Origin of the sequence: Streptomyces alfalfae, from assembly GCF_004127445.1 — a bacterium.
In the GTDB taxonomy this organism is placed as follows: Bacteria; Actinomycetota; Actinomycetes; order Streptomycetales; family Streptomycetaceae; genus Streptomyces; species Streptomyces alfalfae.
Map to the genome: position 1 here is coordinate 221,855 of NZ_QEXM01000037.1, position 15,514 is coordinate 237,368.

Genomic DNA, 15,514 nt, shown 5'->3' on the forward strand with positions numbered 1-15,514 from the left:
CCTGGCAGGAGCGCCCGCCGGGGCCCGCGGAGGGTTCCCCTCGCGGCGTGCCACCCCCGCGGCCCCGCCATGCCCCGGTTCCGGCCCCGGGCGTCCTCCTCGCCGCCGGTGCGGGCCGCGAGGCAACGCGGAGGGGCGCTTCTCCGTCCTCGAAGAGGCAGGAGGGGCACGCCAGTTCGGTCGGGTGCCCTGAGAAGTGTGAGATGAGGAGGACTTGTGAGACGTGTCCCACGCGTGGCGACCACGGCGTTGGCGGTGCTCGCGCTCGCGGTGGTCACCCCGGGGGCGGCGCAGGCGCTGCCCGCCGCACCGCCACCCGCGTCGACCGCCCCGCCGGTCGACGACCTTCCGGAAGGCTGGCGCCTCGCCGGTGAGGGCAGCGGCGAGGAGCTGGTCTGGGCCGCCGACGAGCCGGTGCCCATGGGCGACGCCAGGGTCGAGTTCTACGCCGGGGACAGGCTCCTCGGCAGGCCGACGGCCGCGCGGGACCGCCGGTCGTTCCGGCTGCCGCTGAACGGCGACCGCATCGGGCCGGCGGAGAAGCTGCGGGTGGTGGCGGGTGGCCGCCGTCTCGACGAAGCGGCGCCCACGGCCGGTTCGAGGGCTCCGCGGCCCGCGCCGCCCGCCGCGCTCCCGCCCGCCAACGCGGTCGATCCGGGGAAGAAGGGCCGCTACCGCACCACCAGCGGCGAGTACACCCTCACGTCGGTGAAACTGCCCGGCTTCCCCGAACCTGTGGAGATGCGGGCCGCCGTGACCGGCCCCGTGAACGCGCCGGGGAAGCGTCCGCTCGCCCTGTTCCTGCACGGCCGCCACTACACCTGCTACGGGGCGGGCGACGGGCAGGGCGGCGGCTGGCCCTGCGGAAGCGGCACCAAGCCGGTGCCGAGCCACGCGGGCTACCAGAAGGCCCAGAAACTCCTGGCCTCCCAGGGATACGTCACCGTGTCCATCGCGGCCAACGGCATCAACGGCCAGGACCACCTCGCGGAGGACGGCGGCGCACAGGCCCGCTCCTCCCTGGTACGGCTGCACCTCGGCCGCTGGGCGGACTGGGCGAAGGAACCGGCCGGCGCCCCGGCGGCCGTGCGCGCCGTCTCTCCGGCCGACCTCTCCCGCGTCCTGCTGGTCGGCCACTCGCGCGGCGGCGAGGGCGTCAACAGGGCCGCGCTCGACAGTCTCTACGCCCCGCTCGCCGACCAGGACGGCTACCACGGCCCGACGCGCTGGAAGATACGCGGCAACGTCCTCATAGGCCCCACCGTCTTCGGCCAGAACCCGGTGCCCGACGTGCCCTCCGCCACCATCCTGCCCGGCTGCGACGGCGACGTGTCCGACCTCCAGGGCGAGCTCTACGTCGACGGAACGCGCCGGGTCAGCCGCGGCAAGGCCCTGCACAGCGCGGTCTACATGGTGGGCGCCAACCACAACTTCTTCAACAGCGAGTGGACTCCGGGGCAGGCGAAGGCACCCGCCGACGACGACTTCGGCGACGACTCCGACGCCGTGTGCTCGCCGGAGAAGAAGACCCGGCTCACCGCCTCCCAGCAGCAGCGCGCGGGAGCCACGTACATCGCCGCGGCGGCCCGGCTGTTCGTCGCGGGCGACGACCGGGTGCGCCCCCTCCTGGACGGCGCCGAGCGCCGGGCGCCCTCCGCCGGCCCCGCACGGGTCCTCACCCACGCCGTGGGCGCGAACAGGACGGCCGCCTTCCTGCCGGACGCCTCGACCACGGTCAGGGGCGGCAGGGTCTGCGCCCAGGTCGACCAGGACGCGGCCCGCGCCTGTCTGCCGCCCCGCACGGCGGGGGCGTCACCGCACTTCGCCGCGTGGGACGTCTCGCCCGAGCCGGGACGTGACGCGGTGGCGCTGCGCTGGACGCATCCCGGCGCCCCGGTGCGGGTGAGCCCCGCCCGGCCCGTCTCGCTGGCGGGCGCCGACCGCCTGGCGCTGCGTCTGATCGTGCCGCCCAACACCGCCGGCACCCGCTTCGACGTCACGCTCGTCGACACCGCGGGCCACCGAGCTAAGCTCGGCCGCGTCCGCGTCGACGGCCTGCCGGGCAGCGGGTCGACCGCCTCGTACTGGGGCCGCGAGGTCCGCGTGCCGCTGTCGGAGACGGTCGCGGACAAGCTGGACCTGAAGCGGGTGAAGACCCTCGAACTCACCCCGCGCAGCCGCTCGGGCAAGGCGTGGCTGATGGACGGCTGGGGCTGGCGGCCGGGCACGCCGGCGGTGCGGCCCGCCGCGCTGCCCCGCGTCGACGTGGGCCGGCTGACCGTGGACGAGGGGGACTCCGGCGTACGCACCCACCACATCCCCGTCCGCGTCTCCGGGCAGGGCAGCGGCACGGTCAGGGTGTCCGTCCCCGAGCCGGGCACCGACCGGTTCACCCACCGCACGGTGACGGTGCGGCCGGGCACGAACGACGTCGACGTACCGGTGGAGGTGCGCGGCGACACCCGCTACGGCTACGACGTCAGCCACGACGCGTACGTCAAGGCGGTGCGCGGCGCCGTCGTCGGCTCGTACCACGGCGGTGTGACGGCGCGCAACGACGACCCGATGCCGAAGGTCACGCTCGAACCCGTCGCGGACCGCGTCACCGAGGGCAAGCCGCTGAAGTGGCGGATGACGCTGTCGGAGGCCGTCGACGTGGACATCATGGCGGGCCTCACCTTCCTGCCGGTCGACCGCGGCGCCGAACTGTCCACGCTGGACGTGGACAAGCGCTGGCTCGAGCACGAGGTGGGCGTACCGGTCCGCCCGGTGCGCGCGCTGTCCCGGATGACGGAGGGCGACGCCGTGTACGTCACCGTGCCCGCCGGCAAGAAGAGCGCCGAAGTACGCGTGCCGACCGTCAAGGACGACGCGCGTGAACCGGCCGAGTCTCTGAAGGCCCGGCTCTCCGTCTACGACGAGAACTGGGAGCCGCGACCGGGCGGCCCGGTGGTCACCGGCACCGTCCGGGACGCCGGATAGCGGGGGCGGGGCCGCCTTCGCCGGCGGCCCCGCACCGTGGGGCGCATGCGTAGGGTTGTCTCATGTCCACAGCCTCAACACCCCCCTCGCTGCAGCTGCTTCGCCCCGAGCACGCGCCCGCACTGCTCGCCTTCGAGGAGACGAACCGCGCCTACTTCGCCGCGTCGGTGCCCGACCGGGGCGACGCCTACTTCGCGCGGTTCGCGGCACGGCACGCGGCCCTCCTCGCCGAACAGGCCGCGGGGGACTGCTACTTCCACGTGCTCGTGGGGGACGAGGGCGAGGTGCTCGGACGGGTCAACCTCGTCGACGTGGCGGACGGCGGCGCCGAACTCGGGTACCGGATCGCGGAGAAGGCCGCGGGCCGGGGCCTCGCCACGCGGGCCGTGCGCCAGGCCTGCGACCTCGCCGTCACGGCGTACGGCCTCAGTGAACTGCGCGCCGTCACGACGCTGGACAACCCCGCCTCGCGTGCCGTGCTCACCCGCACCGGCTTCGTGCCCACCGGCGACATCCGCGTCGACGGCAGACCGGGCACCAGTTACGTGCTGACGCTCTGACACAGGCCTATCCTGATGCCGATGTTCACTTCCCGGGGTCCCACGCTGCGCGAGCTGGCCGTCCAGGCGCTCTCCTCCACCGAGCGGGGCTACGACCTGCTCGCCCCGAAGTTCGACCGGACACCGTTCCGCACGCCCGACCGGTTCCTCGCGGCGACGGCGGAGGCGCTGCGCCCGCTCGGCCCCTTCGACGCCGGTCTCGACGTGTGCTGCGGCACGGGAGCGGGCGTCTCCGCGCTGCTGCCGCTGTGCCGGGAGCGGGTCACCGGGGTGGACTTCAGCGCGGGAATGCTGGCCGCCGCCGCGGCGGCGGTGCCGGCCGGTCGCGCCGAAGGCCCCGCGGTCGCCTGGGTACGGGCCGACGCCCGCGCCCTGCCGTTCGCCGAACGCCACGACCTGGCCGTCAGCTTCGGGGCCTTCGGCCACTTCCTGCCCGCCGAGCGCCCCGCGCTCTTCGCCGGCGTCCACCGGGCGCTGCGCCCCGGCGGTCTCTTCGCGTTCCCGATCGGGGCTCCGCAGCCGGTCCGCTCCCCGTGGCACTGGGCGATGCTCGGCTTCGACGGGGTGATGCGGGTGCGCAACGCGCTGTGGCGCCCGCCGTTCGTCATGTACTACCGGACCTTCGGCCTCGCGGCCGTGCGCGACGACCTCGCGGACGCGGGCTTCGCGGTGCGGCTGCTGCCCCTGGAGGAGTTCGGGCGGCGCCCCGACGGCAGCCCGAACTGGCGGCTCGTCGTGGCGCGGAAGACGTGACGGGACACGATCCCGTACGTCATCCCGCCACCGCCCCGGCGGCCGTGACCGCACCGGCGCCGGCGCCGGGCCGGGCCCGCGCCGTCCGCTCGGCCCACCGCACCGCGGGCCCCATGGCCAGGGACGCGCCGAGGAAGAGCGCCCCGAGCACCGGCCAGCCCGGCGCGCCCCACACCACGAGGAGCCAGGTCAGCAGCAGCGGCCCGAGAGCACGGGCCAGGGGCACGCCCGTGCCGAAGAAGCCCTGGTACTGCCCGACGTGCGCGGCGGGCGCCAGCGCGAAGCCGATCTGCCACGCCCCCGCGGACTGCCGCATCTCACCGGCCACATGGAGCAGGGCTCCCAGGACGAGGACGGTGACGGTTCCCCAGGGCGGCAGCCCGGCCGCCGCCGAGAGGGCGAAGACGAGGCAGGAGGCGGCCATGACGAACCCGGACCGCCGCACCGCGCGCGAGGCGGCGGCAGGCCCGGCGACGCCCCGGGCCATCCGCACCTGGAAGGCCATGACGGCCAGGGTGTTGAGGAGGAACAGCGCGGAGGCCAGCCACCCGGGGGCTTCGGTGCGCTCCACGATCCAGAGCGGCACGGCCAGGCTGAGCAGCGGCATGCGCAGCAGCAGTACGGCGTTGAGCAGCGTGACCACGGCGTAGGGCCGGTCGCGCAGCACGGCGAGCCGGGGCTCGTGGGGCGCGCTCCTGCGGCGTGCCGCCGCGGGGAGCCGCAGCAGCACGGCCGCGCAGAGCAGGAAGCTCACGGCGTCCACCACGAACACCGCGCGGTACGCGTCGGCGGTGTCGTACCGCAGGGCGAGCCCACCGACGGCGGCCCCGACCGCGAGCCCGGCGTTGAGCGTCGCCTGGAGGTGGGCGAGCACGGCCGTGCGCGCCGAGGGTGGCACGAGCCCCGCGAGCAGCGCCTGCCGGGCGGCGGCGAGACCGCACTGGGCGACGGCGTAGAGCACGGCCGCCGCGACGAACAGCGCGAAGGAGCGGACGAACAGGAACGACCCGACGGCCGCCCCCGTCGCCACGGCGAGCAGCACGGAGGCCCCGCGCGGCCCCGACCGGTCGGCCAGCGCGCCCAGCGGCGCCCCGGCCACGGACCCCACGGCCCAGGCCAGCGTGAGCCCCAGGCCGATCTGGGCGGGGGAGAGCCCGATCACCCGGGTGAAGTACAGCGCGGACGACGCGTAGAAGGCCCCGTCTCCGACGGAGTTGCTGAGCTGGGCCGCGGCGAGGACGCGGGGCGCCCCCGGCGGCGGAAGGATGCGGATCGACACGAAGCTCCCCGAGTCGGCGGCCTGGCGGCCGGCCCTGGTTGACGTGTCGAAGCTAGGCGGCGGGCGAGGGGCGTGACTGGGCCAATCGCGCGCGGCGAGCGTGCGCCAATCGCGTGCCCGGCGCCTGGGTCCGGTGTGCCCCCGGCGCCGGGGGGCGCGTTCCCTACGGACCGTTTCCGGACGGGCCGTTTCCGTACGGACTGTTCCCGTACGGGCCGCTTCCGGGCCGCCTAGCCCGTGCCGTCCACCGCCGCGTACAGACCCGCCACGTCCAGCTTCTTCATGCCGAACATCGCCTGGGCCGCCCGCTGCGCGCGCGCCGGGTCCGGGTCGTTCATCAGCTCGGGGAGGGCCCTCGGGATGACCTGCCAGGACAGGCCGTACCTGTCCTTGAGCCAGCCGCAGGGGCCCTCCTCGCCGCCTTCGGAGAGCTTGGACCAGTAGTGGTCGACCTCCTGCTGGTCAGCGCAGTCGATCATGAGGGAGACGGCCTCGGTGAACGTGAACTCGGGGCCGCCGTTGATCGCCGTGAACTGTTCGCCGTCCAGTTCGAAGTCGACCGCCAGCACGGTGCCGGCCGGGCGCGGGGCGTTCTCGCCGTAGTGCGAGACGTTCTTGATGGAGCTGTTCGGGAAGACCGAGCAGTAGAACGTCGCGGCCTCCTCGCCCTGGGTGTCGAACCACAGAGCGGGCGTGATCTTGGGCATGACAGCACTCTCCTGTCCCGTGTCGCGGCAGCGGGCCGCCGCCGCGCTCCTCATAGGACAGACCGTCGCGCCTCCCGGAACTCATCGCCACGCCGCCAGGCGGTGCGCCCGATCGCGGGTCAGGCGGTGCGCCCGACCGCGGGTTCAGGTGACGCGCCCGAGTACGGGCTCCCCCTTCAGGACGATGCCGAAGTGCCGCTCGTACGCCGCCAGCACCTCCGCCTCCGACGCCAGCTCGCTCACGTGCCGTTCGCCGTCCACCGTGGTCGTGAGCCTGCGGCCGCTGAGCGTGATCCGGCCGTCCTCCGTGAGGATCGAGCAGACCAGGTTGCGGGTGAAGTGGGATTCCGGGGACGTCCGGTGGTACCAGGCGCCGGCCCTGAAGTCGGCCAGTTCGCGAGGGCGCTCCTCAAGGAGGTACTGCGGGGTGCCGTCGTGGAGTACGTCCAGGTCGCCCGCAGCGGTCCTGACCAGGCGGAAGGTGCCCGCCGGGTCGGCCTGGACGTCCCGCTCGCCGAAGCGCAGCGGCAGTTGGCTGTGGGCGCCGAAGCCCACGTCGGCCAGCCAGTCGCCGCCCTCCTGCGTGCGTACGCGCAGCGCGAGGTGGTCGAAGGGGATGCCGAGCCGTCCCCCCTCGCCGTACACCCGGCCCTGGAGCAGCGTGACGTCGAAGCCGAGGGACGCGAGGAGGGCGGCGAACGCGCCGTTGAGTTCGTAGCAGAAGCCGCCCCGGCGAGCCTCCACCACCTTTGCCACCAGCGCCTCGTCGACCAGCTCGATCTCCTCGCCGAGGTGGATCGAGAGGTTCTCGAAGGGGACGCTGCGCAGGTGGGCCACGTGCAGTTCGCGCAGTGCCCGCGCGCTCGGTGAGGCGGGGCGCTCGGCGCCGATGCGCCGCAGGTAGGCCTCGGTCTGTTCGATGTCCATGGGGCCAGTCTCGCCGGGGCGGGGCGCACGGGCCACGGACCTCCGGCGGCGACCGCCCCGGCCGACGGACCTAGGACTTCCGGTCCACGTGCCCGTCTCGGGCCCACGGGTCCGTCTGCGGCCCACGGGGCCCGTCTCTGGCCCCCGGGTCCGTCTGCGGTCCATGGGCCTGTCTCTGGCCTGGCGCTCATCTCCCGTCCACGGGTCTGTCTCTGGCCCGGCGCTCGTCTGGGGTCCACGGGTCCGTCTCCGCCCGTGGTTCCGCCTCCGGCCCACGGGTCCGTCTGCGGCCCACGGGGCCCGTCTCTGGCCCCCGGGTCCGTCTGCGGTCCATGGGCCTGTCTCTGGCCTGGCGCTCATCTCCCGTCCACGGGTCTGTCTCTGGCCCGGCGCTCGTCTGGGGTCCACGGGTCCGTCTCCGCCCATGGTTCCGCCTCCGGCCCACGGGGGCCGCCTCCGGCCCAGACGCCCGCCTTTGGCCCGCGCGCCCGCTGCCGGCCACGGAGCCCGCTTCCGGCCACGGGGCCCCGCCCTGACCCGGAGACCGCCGCCGGGCACGTGTGTTCGGAAACCTGCCACACAGAAACTGGGTACGGTGTACGCTTCCCGCGTCCTTCCCTCCTCACGTCACCCCTGGCCACTTCTGGCCCACCCCTGCCTCACCGCTGAAAAGGAGCCCCCGTGCAGGCCACCCCCGCCGACAGCCACACCCTCATCCAGGTCCGCGGCGCCCGCGAGAACAACCTGCGGGACGTCTCCGTCGACCTGCCCAAGCGGCGGCTCACCGTGTTCACCGGAGTCTCCGGTTCGGGGAAGTCCTCGCTCGTCTTCGGCACCATCGCCGCCGAGTCGCAGCGGCTGATCAACGAGACGTACACCGCCTTCGTCCAGTCGTTCATGCCGAGCCTCGGCCGGCCCGACGTCGACGCCTTGCGCAACCTCAGCGCCTCGATCGTCGTCGACCAGGAGCGGATGGGCGCCAACTCGCGCTCCACGGTGGGCACCGCCACCGACGCCTCCACCATGCTGCGGATCGTCTTCAGCCGCCTCGGCGTCCCCCGCATCGGCGCCTCCGCCGCCTTCAGCTTCAATCTGCCCGACGGCATGTGCCCCGAGTGCGAGGGCGCCGGCGAGGTCTCCACGGTCGACGTCGATCAGATCGTCGACCGCTCGCTCTCGCTCGACGAGGGCGCCATCCTCGTACCGAACCACGCCGTGGACTCCTGGAGCTGGCAGGTCCTGGCCCACTCCGGTTTCCACGACCCCGGCAAGAAGCTCGCGGACTTCACCGAGCGGGAGTGGGACGACCTCCTGCACAAGGAGCCCGTCAAGGTGAAGGTCGGCTCCAACGGCTTCACCTACGAAGGTCTCGTCGCCAAGCTGCGGCGCACCTGGCTCGCCAAGGACCGCGACTCCCTGCAACCCCACATCCGGGCCTTCGTGGACCGCGCGGTCGTCTTCGCCCGCTGCCCGGTCTGCGACGGGACCCGGCTCTCCGCCGCCGCGCTCTCCTCGAAGATCGACGGGCTGAGCATCGCCGACTGCTCGTCGATGCAGATCAGCGATCTCGCCGAGTTCGTGCGCGGCCTCGACGACCCCGGCGTCGCGCCGCTCGTCGCCGGACTGCGGGAGCTGCTGGAGTCGCTGACCGAGATCGGGCTCGGCTACCTCAGTCTGGACCGGCCGTCCGGCTCGCTGTCCGGCGGTGAGGCGCAGCGCGTGAAGATGGTCCGCCACCTCGGTTCCAGCATCACCGACGTCACGTACGTCTTCGACGAACCGACCATCGGGCTGCACCCGCACGACATCCAGCGGATGAACGACCTGCTGCTGCGGCTGCGCGACAAGGGCAACACCGTCCTCGTGGTGGAGCACAAGCCGGAGGTCATCGAGATCGCCGACCACGTGGTCGACCTGGGGCCCGGCGCCGGTGAGGCGGGCGGGACCGTCTGCTACACCGGTGACGTGGCGGGGCTGCGGGCCTCGGGGACGCTGACCGGACGGCATCTGGACCACCGCGCCCGACTGCGCGAGACCGTGCGCACGCCCACCGGGCAGCTCTCCATCAAGGGCGCCGACCTGCACAACCTCAAGGACGTCGAGGTCGACGTCCCGACCGGTGTGCTCACCGTGGTCACCGGGGTCGCGGGCTCGGGCAAGAGCTCCCTCATTCACGGCTACCTCTCCGCGCGGGACGGCGTGGCCGTCGCCGACCAGACGCCGATCCGGGGCTCCCGGCGCAGCAATCCGGCGACGTACACCGGGCTCCTCGGCCCGATCCGCACGGCCTTCGCCAAGGCCAACGGCGTCAGGGCGGCGCTGTTCAGCGCCAACTCCGAGGGCGCCTGCCCCGCCTGCAACGGCCTCGGCCTCGTCTACACCGACCTGGCGATGATGGCGGGGGTGGCGTCGGTGTGCGAGAAGTGCGACGGCGAGCGGTTCACCGCCGAGGTGCTCACCTACCGGCTGCGCGGCAAGAACATCAGCGAGGTGCTCGGAATGTCGGTGGCCGAGGCCCGCGCCTTCTTCCCCGCCGGGCAGGCGCACGCCATCCTGGGCCGCCTCTTCGACGTCGGACTCGGATACCTGCGGCTCGGCCAGCCGCTCGACACGCTCTCGGGCGGTGAGCGGCAGCGGCTGAAACTCGCCCTTCGCATGGCGGAGAAGTCGCACACGTACGTCCTCGACGAGCCGACCACCGGGCTGCACCTCGCCGACGTGGACAAGCTCCTCGCCCTCCTCGACCGCCTGGTCGACGCCGGCAACACGGTCGTCGTCATCGAGCACCACCAGGCCGTCATGGCCCACGCGGACTGGATCGTCGACCTGGGGCCCGGCGGCGGGCACGACGGCGGACGCGTCGTCTTCACGGGAACCCCGGCCGAACTCGTCGCCGAGGGGGACACTCTCACGGCACGGCACCTGCGGAAGTACGTGGCCGGCTAGGGGGCGGCCGGAGAGGCGTCGAGATGCGGACATTTCTGCGCATCGTGCAGGTACCGGGTGAAGAGGAACCGAAAGTTCCGCGCCAATGACGTCCAAACCATTGACACGTGACTGCACCCTGTGGCCGAGAAGCCGGGACGTGCTCTCATCCCACGGGATGACACTCCACCGGACGCAGTACAGCGACCGTGGGTCGATAGTCCGGCTCGCAGTCGGACTCCCGTCCCGTAATCGGCAGTGACTATGGAAGGGCATCCTGCTGGACCCCCTGACGTGCGAAGACGCACCTCGGACGTGCGGAGACCGCACATCGAAGGGGGTCGTCCCTGCCTGCCCAACCCGACGGGAGTCCCCTTCGCCGTGGCTACGTTCTTGTACAAACTAGGCCGCCTCGCCTTCCGGCGACGCCGCTATGTGGCACTGCTCTGGGTGGCGCTCTTCGTCGGTGCGGGCGTCGCGGCGTCGACCGCCCCCGCACCGCCCGAGGACTCCTTCTCGATGCCGGGAACGGAGTCGCAGAAGGCCTTCGACCTCCTGGAGAAGCGCTTCCCGGCCGCCAGCGCCGACGGCGCGAGCGCCCGTGTCGTCATACGGGCCCCCGAGGGCGAGAAGATCACCTCGGCCGAGCCCAAGGCCGAGGTCGAGAAGATGGTCGCGGCCATCGGCAAGGGCTCGCAGGTCGCGAGCGTCGACAACCCGTACGAGGCGAAGACCGTCAGCAAGGACGGCACCACCGCGTACGCCTCCGTCACGTACAAGGTCATCTCCACCGAGCTGACCGACAAGTCGCGCGACGCCCTGACCAAGGCCACCGACGCCACCCGCGACGCGGGGCTGACCGTCGAGACCGGCGGCGACGCCGTCATGGCCGAGCAGGAGATGGGCGGCACCGCCGAACTCATCGGCATCGCGATCTCCGCGGTCGTCCTGGTCCTCACCTTCGGCTCCCTGATCGCCGCGGGCATGCCGCTGCTCACCGCGATCATCGGCGTCGGCATCGGCATCTCCGCCATCGGCGCGCTGGGCAGCGTCCTCGACCTCTCCGGCACGACCTCGACGCTCGCCATGATGATCGGCCTCGCCGTCGGCATCGACTACGCCCTCTTCATCGTCTCCCGCTACCGGGCGGAGATAGCCGAGGGCCGGACGCCGGAGGACGCCGCAGGACGCGCCACCGGGACCGCGGGCTCCGCCGTGGTCTTCGCCGGCCTCACCGTGGTCGTCGCCCTCTCCGGTCTCGCGGTCGTCAACATCCCGATCCTCACCAAGATGGGCCTCGCCGCCGCGGGCACCGTCGTGGTCGCCGTCCTCATCGCGCTCACCATGATCCCCGCGCTGCTCGGCTTCGCCGGCCGCAAGGTGCTGCGCCGCAAGGACCGCAAGAAGCCCGCGGGCCACATCGACCCGCACGCCAAGCCCAAGCTCGGCACCCGCTGGTCCCGCTTCGTGCTGCGCCGTCCGCTCGCCGTCCTGACCGTCGCCGTCATCGGCCTCGGCGCGGTGGCGGTCCCGGCCACCAGCCTCGAACTCGGTCTGCCCGACGAGGGCTCCTCCGCGCCGGACACCACCCAGCGCAAGGCGTACGACATGCTGTCCGAGTCCTTCGGCGCGGGCTTCAACGGCCCCCTGATGGTCACCGTCAGCAAGGACGCCGACGTGGCGGGCGCCGCCAAGACCGTCGGCGACAAGCTCGCCGAGGTCGAGGGAGTCGTCGCCGTGACGCCGCCGGTGCCCAACAAGGCCGGCGACACCGCGATCATGAACGTCGTCCCGAAGACCGGGCCGAGCGACCAGCAGACCGAGGAACTGGTCAAGACGATCCGCTCGGACGCCGGCGCCATCGGCGCCGACACGGACTCCGAGATCCTGGTCACCGGCCAGACCGCGATGACCATCGACTTCTCGCAGACCCTGGACGACGCGCTCATTCCGTATCTCGCCCTGGTCGTCGGCCTGGCGTTCGTGCTCCTGATGCTGGTCTTCCGCTCGATCCTGGTGCCGCTCAAGGCGGCGCTCGGCTTCCTGCTCTCGGTGGCCGCCGCGCTCGGCGCCGTCGTCGCCGTCTTCCAGTGGGGCTGGCTCGCGGACATCGTGGGCGTCGACCAGCCGGGCCCGATCATGAGCATGATGCCGATCTTCATGATCGGCGTGGTCTTCGGTCTCGCCATGGACTACGAGGTCTTCCTCGTGACCCGGATGCGCGAGGCGTACGTCCACGGGTCGAGCCCCGGCGAGTCGGTCGTCACCGGCTTCACCCACGGCGGACGGGTCGTGGCGGCCGCCGCGGTCATCATGATCAGCGTCTTCTCCGGCTTCATCATGGAGAACGACGACATGATCAAGATGATGGGCTTCGGCCTCGCGGTCGCCGTCCTCTTCGACGCCTTCATCGTCCGCATGGCGATCGTCCCCGCGGTGCTCGCCCTGCTCGGCAAGTCCGCCTGGTGGCTGCCGCGCTGGCTGGACAAGGCGCTGCCGAACGTCGACGTGGAGGGCGAGAAGCTGCACAAGTCCCTCGGCGACACGGTGACGCCGGGCGCGGAGGCCGAGCGGGAGCTGGCGCCCGCGGGCCGCTGACACACCGCCGTACCCGCTGAGCGGGCCGGTCGGGACCACCTGGTTCAGGGGGTTCCGGCCGGCCCGCTCCGCCGTGCCGGGGGAACGTCTCCACGCGCGCGCCGGGCACGGTTTCACAACTGATCAGGAATCGAGAAGCGTTCGCACCGGAGCCTCCATAGATTGGGCGTCACGGAGAACACGGGCGCGCCGGATCCCGCCCCCCGCGAGGGTGTGCGGAAGCGCGGCGGGCCTCGGGAGAGGGAGAGACGATGAGCAAGGCCCCACGTACGGACGAGCAGGCGTCGGACGGGCACGCGTCGGACGGGCACGGGGCCGCGCGGCCCGCCGCCGACAGCCACGACCTGATCCGCGTGCACGGGGCGCGGGAGAACAACCTCAAGGACGTCAGCGTCGAACTGCCCAAGCGCCGGCTCACGGTGTTCACCGGCGTCTCGGGGTCGGGCAAGAGCTCCCTGGTGTTCAACACTATCGCCGCCGAGTCGCAGCGGATGATCAACGAGACGTACAGCGCCTTCGTGCAGGGCTTCATGCCGGCCCTCGCCCGGCCCGAGGTCGACGTGCTCGACGGCCTCACCACCGCGATCATCGTCGACCAGCAGCGGCTCGGCGCCGACCCGCGCTCCACGGTCGGCACCGCCACCGACGTCAACGCGATGCTGCGCGTGCTGTTCAGCAGGCTCGGCGAGCCGCACATCGGCTCGCCCAACGCGTTCGCCTTCAACGTCGCCTCGGTCCGGGCGAGCGGCGGCATCACGGTCGAGCGCGGCGCGGGCAAGACCAAGACGGTGAAGGCCACCTTCAACCGCACCGGCGGCATGTGCACCCGCTGCGAGGGCCGCGGCAAGGTCTCCGACATCGACCTCACCCAGCTGTACGACGACTCCAAGTCGCTGGCCGAAGGCGCCTTCACCATCCCCGGCTGGAAGTCCGACAGCCAGTGGACCGTGCAGGTCTACGCGCAGTCCGGCTTCGTCGACCCGGACAAGCCGATCCGCGAGTACACCGAGAAGGAGCTCCAGGCCTTCCTGTACGGCGAGCCGGTCAAGGTCAAGGTCAACGGCGTCAACCTCACCTACGAGGGGCTCATCCCCAAGATCCAGAAGTCCTTCCTCGCCAAGGACCGCGAGGGCATGCAGCCCCACATCAGGGACTTCGTTGACCGGGCCGTCGCCTTCACCACCTGTCCCGACTGCGACGGCACCCGGCTCAGCGCCGAGGCACGGTCCTCCAAGATCAAGAAAATCAGCATCGCCGACGCCTGCGCCATGCAGATCAGCGACCTGGCGACGTGGGTCGCCGGACTCGACGAGCCCTCGGTGGCGCCGCTGCTCACCGCGTTGCGCAACTCCCTCGACTCGTTCGTGGAGATCGGCCTCGGCTATCTCTCCCTGGACCGGCCCGCGGGCACGCTCTCGGGCGGCGAGGCGCAGCGCGTGAAGATGATCCGCCACCTCGGCTCCTCGCTCACCGACACCACGTACGTCTTCGACGAGCCCACCGTCGGCCTGCACCCGCACGACATCCAGCGGATGAACGACCTGCTGCTGCGGCTGCGGGACAAGGGCAACACCGTCCTCGTCGTGGAACACAAGCCGGAGACGATCGCCATCGCCGACCACGTCGTCGACCTCGGCCCCGGCGCGGGGGCGGCGGGCGGCGCCGTCTGCTTCGAGGGCACCGTCGAGGGGCTGCGGTCCAGCGGCACCCTCACCGGACGCCACTTCGACGACCGGGCGTCCCTGAAGGAGACGGTGCGCGAGCGCACCGGCGTCCTGGAGATCCGCGGCGCCGCCACGCACAACCTGCGCGACGTCGACGTGGACATCCCGCTCGGCGTGCTGACCGTCGTCACCGGTGTCGCGGGCTCCGGCAAGAGCTCCCTGGTGCACGGGTCGCTCGTCGGCGGCTCCCAGGGCCTTGACCCCGATGTGGTGGTGGTCGACCAGGGCGCGATCCGCGGCTCACGGCGCAGCAACCCCGCGACCTACACGGGCCTGCTCGACCCGATCCGCAAGGCCTTCGCCAAGGCCAACGGCGTCAAGCCCGCCCTGTTCAGCGCCAACTCCGAGGGCGCCTGCCCCGCCTGCAACGGCGCCGGGGTCATCTTCACCGACCTGGCGATGATGGCCGGCGTCTCCACGCCCTGCGAGGAGTGCGAGGGCAAGCGGTTCCAGCCCGAGGTCCTCGAATACCGCCTCGGCGGACGCGACATCAGCGAGGTGCTCGCGATGTCCGTGACGGAGGCCGAGGAGTTCTTCCGCGAGGGAGAGGCCCGCACACCGGCCGCGCACCGCGTCCTCACCCGCCTCGTCGACGTCGGGCTCGGCTACCTCAGCCTCGGCCAGCCGCTCACCACGCTCTCCGGCGGTGAGCGGCAGCGGCTCAAGCTCGCCACGCACATGAGCGAGAAGGGCGGCGTCTACATCCTGGACGAGCCGACCGCGGGGCTCCACCTGGCCGACGTGGAGCAGCTGCTCGGGCTGCTCGACCGGCTGGTCGACTCCGGCAAGTCGGTCATCGTCGTCGAGCACCACCAGGCCGTCATGGCGCACGCCGACTGGATCATCGACCTCGGTCCCGGCGCCGGTCACGACGGCGGCAGCGTCGTCTTCGAGGGCACCCCCGCCGACCTGGTGGCCAAGCGCTCCACGCTCACCGGCGAGCACCTCGCGGCGTACGTCGGCGCCTGACCCGGGGCCGTCCGCGAGGTGGTCGGGCCGTCGGGCCACCTCGCGGGCGGCGGCCGTGAGGACCCGGACGCCCGACCCGGGCGTGCCGGT

The 15,514-nt window shown here is 72.6% G+C and carries 9 protein-coding genes; 6 read left to right on the forward strand and 3 right to left on the reverse strand.

What is annotated here, in order from left to right; translation table 11 throughout:
- The first annotated feature begins 216 nt into the window (after positions 1–216).
- From DCW30_RS16115 to DCW30_RS16125, 3 genes are all read left to right on the forward strand, one after another.
- Positions 217–2,982, forward strand: coding sequence for a hypothetical protein (locus DCW30_RS16115; RefSeq protein ID WP_076687516.1), 2,766 nt, complete (start codon positions 217–219; stop codon positions 2,980–2,982).
- Positions 2,983–3,044: 62 nt separating this feature from the next.
- Positions 3,045–3,542, forward strand: coding sequence for a GNAT family N-acetyltransferase (locus tag DCW30_RS16120; protein WP_076687517.1), 498 nt, complete (start codon positions 3,045–3,047; stop codon positions 3,540–3,542).
- Positions 3,543–3,563: 21 nt separating this feature from the next.
- The gene (locus DCW30_RS16125) at positions 3,564–4,295 is read left to right on the forward strand and encodes a class I SAM-dependent methyltransferase (protein WP_076687518.1); all 732 of its coding nucleotides are present in this window, start codon (positions 3,564–3,566) and stop codon (positions 4,293–4,295) included.
- Between the two features lie 19 nt (positions 4,296–4,314).
- Here DCW30_RS16125 and DCW30_RS16130 read toward each other — a convergent pair whose 3' ends face one another.
- The 3 genes from DCW30_RS16130 to DCW30_RS16140 form a co-directional block, all read right to left on the reverse strand.
- Positions 4,315–5,574 carry an MFS transporter gene (locus DCW30_RS16130; RefSeq protein ID WP_076687519.1) on the reverse strand — a complete coding sequence of 420 codons (1,260 nt, stop codon included), beginning with the start codon at positions 5,572–5,574 and terminating at the stop codon, positions 4,315–4,317.
- A gap of 230 nt (positions 5,575–5,804) precedes the next feature.
- A complete protein-coding gene (locus tag DCW30_RS16135) occupies positions 5,805–6,281 on the reverse strand; it encodes a VOC family protein (protein ID WP_076687520.1) in 477 nt (158 codons plus the stop codon).
- Between the two features lie 144 nt (positions 6,282–6,425).
- Positions 6,426–7,208: an arylamine N-acetyltransferase family protein gene (locus tag DCW30_RS16140; protein WP_076687521.1), complete on the reverse strand. Its 783-nt coding sequence runs from the start codon at positions 7,206–7,208 to the stop codon at positions 6,426–6,428.
- A 681-nt stretch (positions 7,209–7,889) separates the two neighbouring features.
- On the opposite strand from DCW30_RS16140, the gene DCW30_RS16145 reads away from it, so the two are divergent.
- From DCW30_RS16145 to DCW30_RS16155, 3 genes are all read left to right on the forward strand, one after another.
- Positions 7,890–10,154, forward strand: a complete 2,265-nt coding sequence (locus DCW30_RS16145; RefSeq protein ID WP_076687522.1) for an ATP-binding cassette domain-containing protein — start codon at positions 7,890–7,892, stop codon at positions 10,152–10,154.
- Positions 10,155–10,514: 360 nt separating this feature from the next.
- On the forward strand, positions 10,515–12,731 hold the full coding sequence (locus DCW30_RS16150; protein WP_076687523.1) for an MMPL family transporter: 2,217 nt from the start codon (positions 10,515–10,517) through the stop codon (positions 12,729–12,731).
- Between the two features lie 251 nt (positions 12,732–12,982).
- On the forward strand, positions 12,983–15,424 hold the full coding sequence (locus DCW30_RS16155; protein ID WP_076687524.1) for an ATP-binding cassette domain-containing protein: 2,442 nt from the start codon (positions 12,983–12,985) through the stop codon (positions 15,422–15,424).
- Positions 15,425–15,514: the final 90 nt, after the last annotated feature.